The sequence below is a fragment of the Actinoplanes rectilineatus genome, from assembly GCF_000962825.1.
Taxonomy (GTDB): Bacteria; Actinomycetota; Actinomycetes; order Mycobacteriales; family Micromonosporaceae; genus Actinoplanes; species Actinoplanes rectilineatus.
Genome location: NZ_JZKF01000002.1, coordinates 1 through 15,414 on the forward strand (window position 1 = coordinate 1; position 15,414 = coordinate 15,414).

Consider the following 15,414-nt stretch of genomic DNA (forward strand, 5'->3'; position numbering starts at 1 on the left):
TTAACAGGACTCTCGACAAGCCCTATTTTCCCTGACCAGAGGGCACTTCTCTATTTCCGGCCCAGTCCTTGGACACCCTTAACGAAGGGCCGAGGCTAGAACACAGGCGTGACGGCCGGAAGGTGTTCGGCTTCTTCCGCACCATGCTGCTGAACGAGACCGACACAGTCGCAGCGCTGAGGCTACTCAACGAATGTGACTACCCCGGCAACCACCTCATTCCCGAACTTCCGACAGCCCGAGACATCTTCGTGGGCGAGATTCCCTGGAGTCCTCGTTTCAAGTTGCCCGTCGACGAGACCGACCCGCACGGTCACCCGACGTTGCGGACGAAATGGCAGGACGGCGGCATCGCGTTCCAGCAGTTGGCCGTCAGCTTGACCAGCAGCGACACGTCATCGCCCGCCGCCATCCAGCACGCCTACGACGTTCCGTCCTTCGAGTTCGCTGACCGATTCAGGCTACGGCAACTTCCGGGAATCCTGGACCTCGTCGACACCGCCGGCATCCGCGCCTCGGCGGCCTTCCATGCGGACGGGGCCTGGCGGGGGCGGCTGTTGTTCCTACGGCACGACCTGGTCCGAGACTTTGCCGGCGACCGCAAGATCGTTCAGATCGGCTGGGGAGAACGCGAGACAACGGTGGCTTGGCATGCGGTGCCCAAGTGGCTCCGCACCGCACATCGCGCCTATCAGCACATTTGGCGGCATGTTCGGGAGGTGCCGGCATCCGGAAATAACGCGTCGTGAAGACCGATCCCAATTTGATCCTCGACCGGTGTATGGAGACCAGCATCTGTCCGTTCTGCTGGCCAAGCATCATCAGCTGATCATCCTGGCAGGTCACGGCGCGGCTGGTTTCGTCCGAGGAAAGGACGCACTGACACAAATTCCGTGACGATGGCCCGACCGCCCACGCGCCGACTCTCCATGTGTCTAGCGGTCGGCACCAGGCGGAAGTACCTCGCACGAGTGGGGTCGGCTGGCGATGGCGGAGAGACGCGCTGGGATTGCAATCTCACTCGATTGCACGGCCAGATCCCCGACTTCGTCATGTCGACCCCGTCGCCGAGACAGCTGTCGCCGGAAGAAGCGCGGGACTGCGAATAGCGATGTATTCTTTCGTCAGCCCGGCGCGATAAAGAGACCCCGCGCCTCACGGCGAAGGGGAGGGGTGGTCCTTCTCATGGGCTGTCAAGTGGTCGCTGATCCCACCGTTTATGAGGCCTCGATGCGGTTCCGGATCGGCCGCTCGGGACGGAAGCCGAATTTTCCCACGTGCACAGTAATGCGCCGGAGTTTCGGAGCTGCCGTCAAAATATCCGGATAGACCGGCAGGTGCTGCACTTGATCGGACCTGGTCACGGCCTTGATCAAAGCGGTTTCGCGGCTGGTCCGGCTTGCGACGGTCCGGGTCCGCGTGATCCGGATGGCCTGTTCGGCGCAGGGGAAGCCGATGCCGCCGGGCGTGGCGACGGTGACGGCTTTGACGGTGCGGGTCTCGCGCCGGCCGTGACCGCGGTCGCGGGTCCGGTCCCCGACCGGGATCTGCGCCCAGGGCAGCTGCTTGAGCTGCTTGAACAGGGTCGGCTGATTACCTTTCACATGGACCAGCAGGTACGCCTTGCGGGCGGCGATCTGTTCGGCGTGCCCAGTCTGGGGTGCAGGGCGTCAGCGGTGAACAGCATCCCGGCGAGGCTGCCCAGCACGGTCTCGACAGCGTCGAGCAGCGGCACGAACGAGGTGATCTCGTTCGACTTCGTGTCCACGATGACCTGCGCGATCACGATCCCGGTGGTGGTGTCCAGCGCGGACAGCAGATGCACCTGCCGGCCGTCGCCCGAGCGGGCGCCTCGCAGGGTCTTACCGTCCACCGCGATCACCCGCCGGCACCTGCGCGGCGGTGTCCGGTCCGGCCGGCGGGTACGGGCGTGCAGCCAGCCGGCGAGAACGGTAGACAGGTGGGTCGGGTCGAGCCGGATTAAGAGCCGCCACATCGTGGTCCCGGCGGGAACGACAGCACCGAAGCCGAGCCTGGTGCGGGCGTGTTCGTCGAGGTCATGAAGCCAATCGGTGATCGCCGCGAACGACGATGCCCCGGCCATGACCGCGCAGACCGCGACGCCGAGTACCGCTGACAACGGGTAACGGATCCCGCGCCGGTCACGCGGGTCGGGCACCCCCGCCAGCACGTCCAGCAGCGCATTGCGGTCACCGTCGGTGACCGTGACTGGTGCGGTCACGGCGTGGGGTGCCGTGACGGTCAGTGCGGTGATGAGAGATGATGCCATCGGCGGGTGAGGTCCTCGGGGTTGTGAAGCGTAGAGAACTCCATCATCACCGACGTGATCTCACCCGCCACCTTCGCCTCCACAGAGGCCAATCACCTCGCGAATCCCCAGCTCACGGCCTTGCCGTCAGACAACGCAATCACCCTGGCCCGCAGCGTGCCAGCGCACCACGAGGCTGAACCAGACCTCCACACCGTCGTTTTCGACCTCAACATTCTGTTGGATGTCGCGGATCTGCTCGGGCCGCCGTTCACCTGGGACAAGTTCCGGGATGCGGCGGCCCGCCACAGCCAAGCGCCGGTTCCGAACCGAGCCGACAGCCGGGTCGACAGCCTGCGGGCCGTCGCGCTCACCACGACCGGTCGGTTTGCGGGCCCGGAACTGCTCGAGGTGTGGACCTCCGACCACATTGCTGACCTGCTCGTTCTGAAGGCCCGGCAGCCTCGTGATGGGGCCATCGCCGAAACCCGCGGGCTCGGATGGTCACCCTAAGACGCCGAGAACCTGCTGCATGACTTCCTCTACGACCTGGTCTACGACATGACCAACGGCGGCCACGTCGAGATCATCAACGTGGATGGCCACCCGCCGCTCGACCATGAAGATGCGTGCGTGTTCACCACCGCCCTGCAAGCCGCCGATGATGCGGCGCCGCCATCGATCAAATACTGCGTGACACGCGACCATGGCTTCCGGCAGGCGACCAACCTCAGCCCGAACGTCCTCGTCCTGTACCCCTACGAGTTCGTCACGCTCGTGCGCCGATCACGCGGAGCCCTGGCAGCCAGGAAGATGCGCCCGCCGTTCCAGCAGCCGTAACTGGTCACCGACGTGGACCTCGGCATCGACTCGGTGGTCCTGCACGGCAAAGGCGGCAAGCAACGCCCGTGTCCGGTTGGGTCCTCAAACGGCGCGCATACTCCGCCGATACATCCGATCCCGGAACCGACGTACCGGCATCGACGATGTGCCTCAGTTGTGGATCGCGTTGAAGGGGGCACGTCGGCTGCGGGCGGCCGGTATCAAGATCCGCCTCAAGCGGCTGGGAGAGAAGGCCGGCATCACCAATCTCTTCGCCCACCGGTGGCGGCACAGGTGACATCCGATGCCTCTCCTCAACCTCGACCGTCTGTGCGAAGGCCTCGAAAAGACCGACTGGGCCGGCCTCCTCAAAGACTGGGACAGTCACCTACGAGCAGACCCAGGAAAGATCGGCTACCGCTGCACAGCCGGATGAACTCCGTGTCCAAGTTCCGGCGGTAAGGCCCCTTGCCGGCCTGGCCCCGCTTTCACCACTGCGGGCGACGGGCACGCGGCCGGTATCCTAACCGGCCTTGGATGGCCTCATATTGTTCCTGATCCCGATCGCCGTGATCGCCGGGTGGGGCGTGATTTCGCCCCGCTCCCAGTGGCGGGTGTTCGAATCCTGGGCCTACCGTGACCCGGAGGTGAACGAGCCGAGTGAGGGCGCGTTCGTCATGCGCTGGATCGTCCAGTTCGTGATCCTCGCCGTGGTGGTGTGGCTGGTCGTCGACATCAGCCGCACCGACGATCCTCGCAGCGCCGCGAATTCCACCCCGACGCCCACCTCCACCCCGACGCCCACCTCCACCGCGAGCGCCGCCGAGCAGCTCCTCGAGGACTTCGACGTCGAGGCGGCCACCGTCGTCATGGCCCCCGAGGTGACGGAGGCTCCGGAGCAGGCCCAGGAGGTGAAGATCGTCGAATACAAGGAGATCACCGGCGCTGCACCACCGGCGTACGTGGCACAGGAGTTCGCCGGGAAGTCCGGATCCTGGTTGATCCTCGGGGTCCGCGCCGACAAGCCGCCGACCGCCGTCCGCGTCAACGAGGTCATGAACACCATCGTCTACGCCAGTGTCACCACCGGATGTGACGCGCCGTGCCCGACGGCGACCGTCACATCCGGTGAGACCTTCTACCTGGTGCCGGTGCAGCTCAGGAGGCCCCTGGACCGCCGGCACGTCTGGAACGGCGAACTCCCGGTCGGGGCGTGACCGGCCGTCACGGCTTGTGTTTGGCCCAGGCCGTGCACTGTGCCCCGTACTGATCCGCGCGGTCGCCGGCGTTGTCGATCTGCATGTCGGTGAGCCACCGGGGCTCGCCGTCACCGGTCTGGACGAGTTTGACGACGATCGACTCCAGGTTGGCCGGATCCTCCCGGACCTTCGCCTCGTCCTTCACCCGCAGCCAGTACCCCCGGTCGGTGCAGAAGTTCACCCGGACCACGTCCGGGCTGGTCTTCTCGACGCCCATCAGCTTGATCCAGAGCGGCCCTCGCAACGGGTCCTCGAAGTCGGTGACGCCGGCGAACGGCTCGTACACCTCCTGGAAGTGCTTCTCGGTGACCAGGTGCCGGGCGATCGGGATGATCGGGGTCCAGTCGGTCTCGCTGCGCTCCCAGTAGAGGAACGCGAGACTCCGCCGGGCGGCGAGGACCTGCTCGCTCTCCGGGGATTCGAGCGATTCCCAGGTGATCGGGACGGCGTCGGTGCCGTCGATGGGCACCTTCCGGTAAGCCTCCTCGTCGGTCATCGACGACGTGGCCGGCGAGGACGGCGTACTCGAGGTGGAGGGCTCGTCGGTGCCGGTGCACCCGGCCAGCAGGCTCATCATCACGATGGCGGCCCCCGAGGTCAGTCGCTTCACTTCGGGGTTCCCATCTGGTTGTTGTCGAAGGTGTTCCTCGCCGAGTTGTACCCGCTCTCGTAGGATTCCAGCGAGTCTTTGGAGGCCCTGCCGACCGTGTCCAGACCCAACCCGTTCCGGTACGCGTTCCAGTCCTGCCGCTGGCCTTCGTCGAGTTGGTCCAGCGGTATCAGCTTGCCGTCCTGGTAGAGCGTCTCTGGGAGATGCTGCAGCCGTCCGGAGGTGTAGAGCCCCGCCTCGGCGAGCTCCGCGGCATAGCTGCGGCTGGTGCCGAGCATGGTGCCGACGTCGTAGGAGGTCCGGCCGGAGCTGTCGACCTTCTGGCTCTCCTCCAGCTGGCTCAGGACCTCGCCGGTGACTCCGTTGATCAGGTCACTGGCGCCCGGGACTCGCGAGGTCGCCACACCCGCGATCGCCTCGGCGACCGGGCCGGCGAACTTGTACCGGTTCTCGATGGTGGTGTTCGCTGCGTCGTCGAGCATTTGGCTGGTGTCGTGGTTCGCCAAGCCGGCGCCGTAGTCGATGGTCCCGAGCACAGCACCGTACTTGTGCGACTCGGCCGACATGGCGTCCAGGTTGGCGTAGATGTCGGCGTCCGGATTTTGCTGGCCGGAGAGGATGTACTGGTACCTCTGCTCGGTGTAGATGGCCTGGGCGTCGGCGATGGCCGCGTGGGCGGTCTCGTCCTTGCCGACGTCGGCCAGGAACCGCGTGAGGTGGGTCTTGTCCACCTGGAAGGTGTCCGCCTCCACCGATCCGATCATGTTCTGGTTCACGTCGCTGATGTACGACGACATGATCCGGCCCATCGAGTCGCGCAGTTGCGGGTCGACCATGTCGGTCTTGGCGAAGATCTCGGACTTGCCGCTGTCGTTCGCGTTGAAGGCGTTCTCGTAGCCGCGGGCCGTCTCGTCGACGTTCGTCTCGAAGATGATCGACTCGATCAGGCGGCGGGAGTCGTCGCTGTGGTGGGTGATGGTGGCGTTCTCCAGGGCCTCACCGAACTTGTCGAGACCGCTGCTCTGGTAGTCCTCGCCCTTGTCCATCAGCACCGACATGAAGCCCGGGCCGCCGGGGACGTCCGGGGTGCCGGTCCAGTCCCGGTCGGTCAGCAGGTAGTCGAGACGGGTCAGCCGGCCGTCGGCCGGACCGTCGGCGGAGAACTCGGTGACCTGGGTGAGCAGGTCCTGCGTGGCGGCGCCGTTCTTCGACAGGCCCTCCATCAGGCCGTTCATCGGGTCGTAGCCGGCCGCCGCCAGGTCGTTGTCGTGGTCCTGCGTCCAGTCGAGGCGGATGTTCTCGCCGCGGCCGGTGTTCCACATGGCGCTCTTGTCCTCGTTCGACATCTCGAAGTCGACCATGTCGCCGCCGACGTTGGTCAGGAAGGAGGCGTCGAGGTCGCTGTTGCGCAGCAGCGGGGAGAGCAACTGGTAGCCGTAGACGCCGTCGATGGACCGTCCCGGCTGGGTCGGGTCGCCGATGGTCATCGTGCTGCGCCCGGCCGTCATCAGGTCGGCCACCCACTGGCTGGACAACTCGTTCTCGCCGGGGATGTACCCCTCGCCGTACGGGCCGGTCTCGACGCCGTTGCGCTCGGTGGCGGTCTCCAGCATGTTGCCGAGGCCCAGCTGCAGGGCCTTCACGGTGTCGGCCCGGTGCGTATCGAACAGCCAGCCGTCCTCGTCCTTGCCCGGCCGGTCCAGCTGGTAGGTCGCCAGGGTGCCGTTCAGCTCCAGCAGGCCCTGCGGCCCGAGCTTGGTGAGCATCTGGTACGCGAACTCCGGGTCGTTGCCGTACTCGGTGATGAGCTCCGCAAGCTCGTCGAGCTCCGCCGCGGTCGGCTTGTACGTCGGGTCCTTGAGCTTCAGGGCCAGTTCCTGGGCGCGTGCGATCGTGCCGGCCTCGCCGGCCCACGAGCGGCCGCCCGGGGCACCCGGCACGTTGCCGTTGAGGATGCCGGCCGTCTCGTCGTCCTGCGCCTGCGCCCGGGTGACCACCTCGCGGAGTTCGTTCAGCAGGTTCCCGGTCGCCCGGCCGGTCTGGTCGAGGTTTCCCCCCATGTACGCCGACGCGGGCGCCTCAACGGTCATCGCCACCGGGTCCACGGTGTAGCCGGCCTCCTTCGCCGACGCGATGATCTGTTCGGCGTAGCGCCGCAGCGCCGCCATCGAGTAGCCGTGCAGTTCCAGCTGGTCGCCGATGTTCTTCACCGGGCTGTAGGTCGCGTTGGTCCGCTGGCGCAGTGTGGTCGCCTTCACAGCGGCGGCACTCGACCCGGTGCCCTTGCTCCACGCCTCCGGCAGGTCACGCACACCGTCGATCATCTGCTCGTCGGTTCTGTCGAGTGCCTTGGCCAGGGTTCGCCAGGTGTCGGCGGCGGCCAGCCACGGGCCGGACTCGACGGCGAGGACGTCCGGCAAGGTCAGGTCGCTCATCACGGTGCCCCGTTCGCAGCGTTCCGCAGATCGTCGGCGTTGTCGTGGTCGGTGGCGGAGTATTCGTCCGCCGCCGCCTTGAGGCTCACCGAGAACCCGCCGATCTCGGACTGCAGGCTGCCCAGCTCGGTCAGCCAGGTCCTCTCCGCGGCCTGGACCGCGGTGAACGCGGCGGAGCCGGTCTGCGACGACGGCGCCAGCCCGGTGCCTGCCGCTTTCACCCCCGACTGCAGGGTGCCGGCGGCGTCCGCCACACCCGCCGCGATGCTGCGTAGCAGCTTCTCATCGAGGTCCAACTCAGCCATGCGGCCCTCCCCCGCTGATTGTCATCACGCGACAATAGCCACCCGACTACCGGAATGACCGGCTGGGCCGAGTGCTCATGATCATGAGCACTGCTGTGTCAGGGCTGTTGCGTTTTCGACTCATGCTTCCCTGAGCAGGGTTTTCGTGGAGTGATCGGCCGCTGCCGAAGCAGGGGGAGCCGGTGAGGCCGTCAAGGTGACCGTGACAACCCCCGGCTCCGACACGCCCGCACCACCGGTCACCGGTAGTGAACACGCAGCTTTTCCTCCTTGGTCCCGGCCTCGATGAATATCATCAAATCATCGGACCGGGACCTTTCCCGGGGATGCCGAACGTGCTCCGAACAAACGCCGTCCACAGTGCTGGGTGTCAGCTCGCCCGCAGGGTGTCGAGGGCGCGGGAGCGCAGCGCCAGGCGGGCCGGCACGACGCCGCCGACGAGTCCGATGAACAGGGCGGCGGCGCAGATCAGTGCGTACGGGCCGGGGGCGAAGGGCAGCCACAGCGAGTGGGTGAAGCCGTAGCCGTAGCCGAGCAGTGGCACTGCGGCGACGAGCGTGCCGAGGAGGATTCCGCCGGCCACGATGATCGCCGTCTCGCAGATCACGGCCCGGATGATGTACGCGGGCTGTGCCCCGGCGAGCCGCAGCAGTGCGAACTGCCCGCGTCGGGCCATGGCCGAGCTGACCAGCACGTTGATGGCGGCGATTCCGGCGTAGCCGCCGATCAGGACGACGAGGAGATGGATGATCCAGGTGTCGCCGCTGCTCTGGGTCCGCAGGAATGCCATGAAGCCGTCCTTGGTGAGAGCCTCGACGTTCGGGTCCACGGAGCGCAGAGCGTCGATGCGGGCGGCGACGGCGGCGGGGTCCGCGCCGGCGTCGACCCGGACGAGCACCCCGGCGTCGTAGGGTTCGAGCAGGTGGGGCTGGGCCATCGAGCGTGGCATGAGGACGGACAGCGTGGCCGCGCCGGCGTCGAAGATCGCTGCCACCCGTACGCGTTGCGGGGTGCCGTCGTTGAGCAGCACGTCGGCCTGCTGTCCGGCGCGCCAGCCGTACTGGCTCGCCACGCCGCGGTCGACGGCGATCGAGCCGGCGCCGAAATCCTGCCACGCGCCTGCGGTCACCGGTACCCGGAACAACTCGCCCGCGGCAGCCGGGTCGACGGCCAGGGCCTCCACCGAGGAGCCGTCGCGCGGCACGAGAAGGCGCGTATTGATCATGCCGGTCGCCGCCGCGACGCCGGGTATGTCCGCGACCCGGCCGGCCAACCCGGGCGGCACGCCGAGCTGCTCGCTGCCGCGCACGGCGAGGTCGATGTGCAGCTGCTCGGCGTAGTTGCGGGCCTGCGCCTCGAAGGTGCCCTTCTCCTGGAAGATCAGCAGACACGCGAAAGCCACCATGAGCAGCAGCGGCGTGGTCACCCCGACGGCCCGGGACAGGTCGTTGCGGATCTGCCGGGTGGCCAGGAAGACGCCGAACGAGCGGCCCAGCAGCGGCGTGACCAGCCGCAGCAGCCCGGCGAGCAACTGCCGTCCGAGGAGCACCGCGGCCAGCACCAGGAAGGGCGCCGACAGGATGAACAACACTCCGGCCACGTCGATCGTGGTGTAGCCGCGGGTGCCCGCGACCACGGCGCCCGCGATGACGAAGTGGGCGGCGATGCCGAGCATCACGAAACCGGTGACGATCCGCAGCCGGCTCGACGGGGTGGGCTGGGCGTCGGCCGAGCGCATGGCTTCGGCCGGGGAGATCTTCGACGCCTTCCACGCGGGCAGGGCGCCGGCCAGGATCGCGGTGAGCACGGCGACGCCGGTGCCGGCCAGGAAGGGGGTCATGCCGACCTGCAGGCGTACGGAGTCCGCGATCATGCCCTGCGCCGCGAAGAACCGGATCCCCACGGCGCCGAAGCCGACGCCGAGTAACCCGCCGAGCAACCCCGCGAACACGCCGATGAACGCGGCCTCGCCGACCACGAGGCGGCGTACCCGGGCGGGGGTGGCACCCACCGTGCGCAGCAGGGCGATCTCGCGGCGCCGCTGGTGCACGGACACGGACAGCGTGCTCGCGATGACCAGTGCCGCGATGCCCAGGGCGCTTGCCGCCATCAGCAGGACGAACTGGCTCGACCCGCCGGACAGCTCGGCCGTGCGCCGGTCCAGGATCAGCGCGTGCGACCGGTCGGCGGTCACCTCCGCCTCGGGCAGCGCGGCCCGCAGCGCGTTCCGCACCGCCGCCGGATCGCCGGACACCCTGACCAGGGCGAGTAGCGGGTCGCCGCCGAGTTCGGCCGCGCGGGCGTCGGTGAGCAGGACCGCGTGCTCATACTGGGAGCCGGGCCAGGTCACGATCCCGGTCAGCCGGTAGGCAGCCGTGCCCTTCAGCGTCACCAGCGTGACCTTCTCGCCGACTGTGACGCCGGCCGCCGCGGCGGTGTCCCGGTCCAGGACGACGTCGCCGGGCACCCGGGGCGCCGTGCCCTGGGTCAGCGTGACGGGTTCCGTGAGCGCGGTGCTCCACGGGTGCGCCCACGACCGCTTGGTGGTGTCGCCGATGGTCGCGCCGCCGGTCGAGACGTACGCGGGGGACGGGTTCTCGGTGGTGACCTCGGCGACGCCGTCCGTGGCGCGGATCCGCTCGAGTTGCCCGGCGGTCAGCCGGCGCCGGTCGGTGAGCGGCATCGTCCGGCCGTCGGCGGCGACCGCCTGGTCCGGCATCCGGACGACCAGGTCGGTGTTGCCGAGTGCCCAGGGCGTCGGGGCGCCGTCCGGGTTCGCGGCGGAGGCCGACTGCTGCAGGATCAGGGCCGCCGCCACCAGCGCGGCGCCGAGCATCACGGCGATGATCGAGCCGATCGCGGCCGGCCAGCGGGTACGCAGGCTGCGCCAGGCCATGGTGATCATGCGAGGCCCTCCAGCGCGGCGAGCCGGGCCAGCACGGTGTCTGCCGTCGGGCGGACGAGTTCCTCGACGAGCCGGCCGTCGCGCAGGAACAGGACCCGGTGCGCCCAGCCGGCCGCGAGCGGGTCGTGCGTCACCATGACGACCGTCTGCCCGGACTCGTCGACCGCTCGCCGGAAGAACCGCAGCACCTCCAGCCCGGTCCGCGAGTCCAGGTTGCCGGTCGGCTCGTCGGCGAACACCACCTCGGGCCGATACAGCAGCGCCCGGGCGACCGCGACGCGCTGCTGTTGACCGCCCGACAGCTCGGCGGGCCGGTGGGTCAGGCGGTCGCCCAGCTGTAGCGAGGTGACCAGGTGCGCCAGCCACTCCCGGTCGGCCCGGCGCCCGCCGAGCCGCTCGGCGAGCGTGATGTTCTCCTCGGCGCTCAGCGTCGGGATGAGGTTGAAGGCCTGGAAGACGAAGCCGAGCCGGTCGCGGCGCAGGGCCGTCAGACGCCGCTCCGACATCAGTGTCAGGTCGGCGCCGGCGATCGTGACCTGACCGGCGGTGGGCCGGTCGAGGCCGGCGACGCATTGCAGGAAGGTGGACTTGCCCGAACCCGAAGGACCCATGATCGCCGTGAACTGTCCGCGGCCGAAGTCGGCCGACACGTCGTCGAGCGCGGTGACCCGCGTGGCCCCCGACCCGTACGTCTTGGTCAGCCCGCGGACGGAGACGGCCTGGTCACCGTCGGGTTTGAGGGCTGTCTGCTTGGCGGATGTCTGTTCCGGACGCATGGATCAAGCTCATCAGGACAGGGCGTTCCGGACATCATCGTGGAGGTGAGTTCCGGGGGTAGTGCCAGCGTTACCTCCGGGGTACCGCTGCCGGGACCTCGTCCCGGTCGGCGGCGTGAGCGGCCAGGGCCCGAAGCCGGCCGTCAGCCCTGCAGATAGGTCAGCACGGCGTGCACCCGGCGGTGATCGACGTGGCTGCGGGCCAGGTCGAGCTTGGCGAAGATGCCGTTGACGTGTTTGAGCACGGTCGCCTCGCTGATCGACAGGGCGGCGGCGATCGCGGTGTTGGTCCGGCCCTGAGCCATGAGGGCGAGCACCTCGGTCTCCCGCTCGGTCAGCCGCTCCAGCGGTGAGGCGTTGCGGCGGCGGCCGAGCAGTTGGCGCACCACCTCCGGGTCGATGACCGAGCCGCCGGCCGCGACCTCGTCGATCGCGCCGAGGAAGTCGTCCACGTGCCCGACCCGTTCCTTGAGCAGATAGCCCACGCCGCTGGTGCCCGAGGACAGCAGGTCGGTGGCGGACCGGTGGGTGACGTGCTGGCTGAACACGAGGATCCGCGCGCCCGGATCCTCCGCGCGGACCTGGACGGCGACCCGCAGCCCCTCGTCGCTGAAGTCCGGCGGCATGCGGACGTCGATGATCGACAGGTCCGGCCGATGCTCCCGGATCGCCGTGAGCAGGGCGTCGCGGTCGCCGGCCACCGCCACGATCTCGTGCCCGCCGGAGCCGAGTAACGCGACCAGACCCTCCCGGAGCAGGACGGAATCCTCACCGATCACGATGCGCACGGAAGCTCCATCGTGACGATCGTAGGACCCCCGGCCGGGCTGCGGACGAGCACCGTACCCCCGTACGCCTCGACCCGGTCGGCGATGCCGGCCAGCCCGCCGCCGGCCGGATCCGCTCCGCCCGTGCCGTCGTCGCGCACCTCGGCGACGATCCGGGCGCCGGTGGCCACGACCGACACCGAGGCTGCCGGCGCCCCGCTGTGCTTGACCACGTTGGACAGCGCCTCGGAGATCGCGAACCACAGCGTGGACTCGATCCCCGCGGAGGGCCTGCGGGGCAGGTCCACGTGCAACTCGACGGGCAGCGGGTGATCGTCGGCCAGCTCGGCCAGCATCGCCGGTAGCCCCCGCTCGCGCAGCGTCGCCGGGTAGATGCCGTGGACCAGGTCGCGTAGCTCTCGCAGGGCCCGGCCGGCATCCTCGTGCGCCTTCTCGGCCAGCGTGCGGGCGTCCGGGTCGCCGTCGCTCAGGCGCACCCGCAACATGCCGAGGGTCATCAGCAGGGAGGTCAGTTGCTGCTGGGCACCGTCGTGCAGGTCCCGCTCGATCCGGCGCCGCTCGGACTCGAACCCGGCCACCACCCGGGTCCGTGACGCGGTGAGCTCCCGCACCCGGCTGCCCAGCACCACCTCCTGGTCGCCGACCAGCAGCGAGCGCACCACCAGCGCCCGGGCGGCGGTGATCGCGGTGATCAGATAGAGCCCGGCGGCCAGCAGCACCAGGCCCAGGACCGGGGCGAGTACGGCCCCGGGCAGGTGGGACGGGTCGAGACGCAACCAGGCGAGCACCTGCACCGCGTCGCCGCGCCGGCCGGCGGTGAGCGGGGCGAGGACCAGGGTCAGCGGGATGGCGAGCAGCATGAACGGTACGAGGAAGTCGACGACGCTGAGCGGCAGGAGCAGGAGGGCGTACCCCAGTTCCTGCCAGGTCGTCCGCTCCCGTAGCCGGCCGGCGAGCCACCCACCCGGGCCGGGCCGGGTGGGCCTCGTGTGCGGCGACGACGGCACGCCGCCCTGAACCCACGACAGACGCCGGCGTTCGACCGCGCCGAGTGGGATGCCGGCCCACGGTCCGAGCGGCAGGCAGATCATCAACCAGCCGTACGCGACCAGCGGCGAGCACAGCAGATAACCCGCACACCGCCACGGCCACCAGGTGCCCAGCAGCCGCAACCGGCGGGCCGTCAGCGCGTCCCACGCCGTCTGTGTCATGCCGTGAGGACTGCGGTGAGGTCGCGTACCAGCGTCTCGTCGTTGCTGATGCTTCCGAATCGTCCTCCGCGTTCGAAGCGGGCGAGTTCTGCCCGGATCTGTGGCACCGCGGGTGCGGCGGCCGCGCCCATCCGTTTCAGGCAGGCGGCTACGTGATTGCCCGTCGCGGAGTTGTTCCGCCAGGCGTGCAGGAGCACGTCCAGCACGGCGGGAGCTTCCGGCTCACCGGCGACATCCCAGACGGCCGCGGCAGCGTGTACGCGATTCCAGTCATAGTCGGCCGTCAACAGTTCTCGCAGGCGGGGAAGGGCCGCCGCCGCTGGTGGGCCGATGCGGCCGAGCACGTCGGCCGCTTCTCGTAGCGCGAAGGTTTCGAGCAGCGCGAGGGCAGCCGGCATGACCTCGTCGCGGTCGCCGCTGACAGCCCAGAGGGTGGTGACCGCTGCGGCCCGGGTCCAGGTGTCCTCGACAGCGATGACCGATCGGATCTCGGCGAGCGCGGATGTCGCTGCCGGGCCGAGTGCGTGGAGGGCCGTCAGTGCGGATCGTGTGACGTCCCAGTTCTGCTGTCGGGCAGCGGCCACGAGTGTTTCGGTGACGATGGGCAGTGCGGACGGATCGCCGAGTCTCGTCAAGGCGGACAGGATGCCGTTCGCCTCGGACGGCCACTTCTCGGACAGGTCGGCGTCGCGTAGCCGATCGTGCAGGCGCGGCACCAACTGGTCGGCTGCCTGCGGCAGTGCTCCGGCCACCTCGACGGCGAGCCAGGCGTCGACGTCGCTGTCCAATGCCACCCGCAGGCTGGGAAGTGCCCGAGCGTCGCCGAGCCGGGCCAGCGCCATGGCCGCCTTCTGGTGCAGTCGGCGCAGGTGTGGTCGCTGGGTCGTCCATCCGTCCGGCCCGTGGCTCGCGAGCCGGCCGGCCAGGGCCTCACGGGCGGGTTCGGCGATCGGGTGGTGCCGCTCCAGCAGCGTTGCCGCCTCGGCCGCGACCTCCAGATTGTTCGCGGCGAGTTGGGCGGCGACGAGCCGGATCAGAGCGCTGTGGTCGCCACGGAAGGCTTGGAGAAGATCGCTCGTCATCCGGATCGCGTCCAGCCGGACGCCGGGCTCGGGGCTGCTCAGCTGCGCGGTCAGGAGATCGGTGCGTTGCGAGACGCGTGCGCCCAGCGATTGGTGCAGTGTTCTCAGCAGATCCGTGGTGAGTGCGTAGCGCCGATCGGCGCGCTCCAGATCGTCGAACGCGGCGGAGACGAACGGCGGCACATCGTCGGCCGGTGGCGTGACCGGTGGCGGTTCTGGCCACGGCTGCTCCTGCGGTGCCGCGTCGGCGATCTCGCGCAACAGAGCGATCGCGGCCGGTACGAGATCGTCGCTGATCGCCTCCGGATCGCATCCGGCCTGGTGGATCAACGCGGCCAGCCGGAACTCGGGTTCCCCGAGCGGGTTCCGGACCAGGCCGGCGAGCCATGCCGTCGCGGCCGGCCTGATCTCCGGCAGTCGCCGGGTCAGCGTGGCTGTCGTCCGTGTCACCAGGAGGCGTTCGAGGAGGCAGAAACTCATCGCCGAGCGGTCCTGCAACACGGCGAGCGCCCGGTCGGCGTCGTCGAGGAAGAGGCCCAGGCTGGGGATGGCGGCCTGACGAACCCGGCAGTCGGCATCCGCGGTGAAGTCGGCGAACGCCTCCGCATGACTGCGCGCGAACGCTGCGGAGCCGATGAAGTCCGCATCGGCGTAGTCGGTATCACCCTGCCCGACCGCCTCCGTGCCGATGTTCACCAGCAGGGCGATGACCTTCTCACGATCCGGGGTGGCCGGATCACCGGCCAATTCGAGCAGGAACGGCAGGCTCGCTGTCGTGCTGGAGTAGACGCTGCCCTGGTGATGAACCTTGCTGTAGAAGTCGCCGAGCGCCCGGTCCCGTTCCTCGGCGTCGGGGGAACGCATCGCCTCCAGAAGTGCCGGCACCTCGTCGGCTGAGCCGTAGGCATGCTGCAATGACGCCCAGTCGACGTCATGAATCCCGCTGAACATG

14 protein-coding genes are annotated in these 15,414 nt (G+C 69.0%); 4 read left to right on the plus strand and 10 right to left on the minus strand.

Annotated elements, in window-relative coordinates; all coding sequences use genetic code 11:
• Positions 1 to 122: 122 nt before the first annotated feature.
• The gene (locus WH85_RS01290; RefSeq protein ID WP_045739769.1) at positions 123 to 749 is read left to right on the plus strand and encodes a hypothetical protein; all 627 of its coding nucleotides are present in this window, start codon (positions 123 to 125) and stop codon (positions 747 to 749) included.
• Between the two features lie 468 nt (positions 750 to 1,217).
• Here WH85_RS01290 and WH85_RS52685 read toward each other — a convergent pair whose 3' ends face one another.
• Complete coding sequence (locus tag WH85_RS52685) at positions 1,218 to 1,604, minus strand: hypothetical protein (RefSeq protein WP_245673773.1); 387 nt, start codon at positions 1,602 to 1,604, stop codon at positions 1,218 to 1,220.
• Positions 1,601 to 2,290 carry an ISAs1 family transposase gene (locus tag WH85_RS48060; protein ID WP_245673774.1) on the minus strand — a complete coding sequence of 230 codons (690 nt, stop codon included), beginning with the start codon at positions 2,288 to 2,290 and terminating at the stop codon, positions 1,601 to 1,603. The genes WH85_RS52685 and WH85_RS48060 overlap by 4 nt, the downstream gene beginning before the upstream one ends.
• Positions 2,291 to 2,344: 54 nt before the next feature.
• Here WH85_RS48060 and WH85_RS01300 point away from each other — a divergent pair, with 54 nt between their 5' ends.
• The 3 genes from WH85_RS01300 (at position 2,345) to WH85_RS46580 (ending at position 4,308) form a co-directional block, all read left to right on the plus strand.
• Positions 2,345 to 2,782, plus strand: a complete 438-nt coding sequence (locus tag WH85_RS01300) for a hypothetical protein (RefSeq protein ID WP_045739770.1) — start codon at positions 2,345 to 2,347, stop codon at positions 2,780 to 2,782.
• 48 nt (positions 2,783 to 2,830) lie between these two features.
• Positions 2,831 to 3,109, plus strand: coding sequence for a hypothetical protein (locus WH85_RS01305; protein ID WP_045739771.1), 279 nt, complete (start codon positions 2,831 to 2,833; stop codon positions 3,107 to 3,109).
• A 515-nt stretch (positions 3,110 to 3,624) separates the two neighbouring features.
• Positions 3,625 to 4,308 (plus strand): DUF6199 family natural product biosynthesis protein, encoded by a 684-nt coding sequence (locus WH85_RS46580; RefSeq protein ID WP_157410676.1) that lies wholly within the window; start codon positions 3,625 to 3,627, stop codon positions 4,306 to 4,308.
• Between the two features lie 7 nt (positions 4,309 to 4,315).
• Here the strand turns inward: WH85_RS46580 and WH85_RS01315 are convergent, their stop codons facing one another.
• From WH85_RS01315 to WH85_RS01350, 8 genes are all read right to left on the minus strand, one after another.
• Entirely contained in the window at positions 4,316 to 4,960 is a 645-nt protein-coding gene (locus WH85_RS01315) for a hypothetical protein (RefSeq protein WP_045739772.1), read from the minus strand.
• Positions 4,957 to 7,395 carry a DUF6571 family protein gene (locus tag WH85_RS01320; RefSeq protein ID WP_045739773.1) on the minus strand — a complete coding sequence of 813 codons (2,439 nt, stop codon included), beginning with the start codon at positions 7,393 to 7,395 and terminating at the stop codon, positions 4,957 to 4,959. Before WH85_RS01320 ends, WH85_RS01315 begins: the two co-directional genes overlap by 4 nt.
• On the minus strand, positions 7,395 to 7,700 hold the full coding sequence (locus WH85_RS01325) for a type VII secretion target (protein ID WP_045739774.1): 306 nt from the start codon (positions 7,698 to 7,700) through the stop codon (positions 7,395 to 7,397). The genes WH85_RS01320 and WH85_RS01325 overlap by 1 nt, the downstream gene beginning before the upstream one ends.
• 370 nt (positions 7,701 to 8,070) lie before the next feature.
• Positions 8,071 to 10,605 (minus strand): FtsX-like permease family protein, encoded by a 2,535-nt coding sequence (locus WH85_RS01330; RefSeq protein WP_083448709.1) that lies wholly within the window; start codon positions 10,603 to 10,605, stop codon positions 8,071 to 8,073.
• A complete protein-coding gene (locus WH85_RS01335; RefSeq protein ID WP_045739776.1) occupies positions 10,602 to 11,381 on the minus strand; it encodes an ABC transporter ATP-binding protein in 780 nt (259 codons plus the stop codon). Before WH85_RS01335 ends, WH85_RS01330 begins: the two co-directional genes overlap by 4 nt.
• 143 nt (positions 11,382 to 11,524) lie before the next feature.
• Entirely contained in the window at positions 11,525 to 12,169 is a 645-nt protein-coding gene (locus WH85_RS01340; protein WP_045739777.1) for a LuxR C-terminal-related transcriptional regulator, read from the minus strand.
• Positions 12,157 to 13,380 (minus strand): sensor histidine kinase, encoded by a 1,224-nt coding sequence (locus WH85_RS01345; protein ID WP_045739778.1) that lies wholly within the window; start codon positions 13,378 to 13,380, stop codon positions 12,157 to 12,159. The genes WH85_RS01340 and WH85_RS01345 overlap by 13 nt, the downstream gene beginning before the upstream one ends.
• A complete protein-coding gene (locus tag WH85_RS01350; RefSeq protein WP_045739942.1) occupies positions 13,377 to 15,413 on the minus strand; it encodes a HEAT repeat domain-containing protein in 2,037 nt (678 codons plus the stop codon). Before WH85_RS01350 ends, WH85_RS01345 begins: the two co-directional genes overlap by 4 nt.
• Between the last annotated feature and the right edge of the window lies 1 nt (position 15,414).

Bases quoted from the DNA above. Each gene is read 5' to 3' on its own strand.
- WH85_RS01305 (WP_045739771.1), top strand. From the start codon at position 2,831: ATGACCAACGGCGGCCACGTCGAGATCATCAACGTGGATGGCCACCCG.
- WH85_RS01345 (WP_045739778.1), bottom strand. From the start codon at position 13,380: ATGACACAGACGGCGTGGGACGCGCTGACGGCCCGCCGGTTGCGGCTG.
- WH85_RS01325 (WP_045739774.1), bottom strand. From the start codon at position 7,700: ATGGCTGAGTTGGACCTCGATGAGAAGCTGCTACGCAGCATCGCGGCG.
- WH85_RS01350 (WP_045739942.1), bottom strand. From the start codon at position 15,413: ATGTTCAGCGGGATTCATGACGTCGACTGGGCGTCATTGCAGCATGCC.
- WH85_RS48060 (WP_245673774.1), bottom strand. From the start codon at position 2,290: ATGGCATCATCTCTCATCACCGCACTGACCGTCACGGCACCCCACGCC.
- WH85_RS01330 (WP_083448709.1), bottom strand. From the start codon at position 10,605: ATGATCACCATGGCCTGGCGCAGCCTGCGTACCCGCTGGCCGGCCGCG.
- WH85_RS01335 (WP_045739776.1), bottom strand. From the start codon at position 11,381: ATGCGTCCGGAACAGACATCCGCCAAGCAGACAGCCCTCAAACCCGAC.
- WH85_RS01320 (WP_045739773.1), bottom strand. From the start codon at position 7,395: ATGAGCGACCTGACCTTGCCGGACGTCCTCGCCGTCGAGTCCGGCCCG.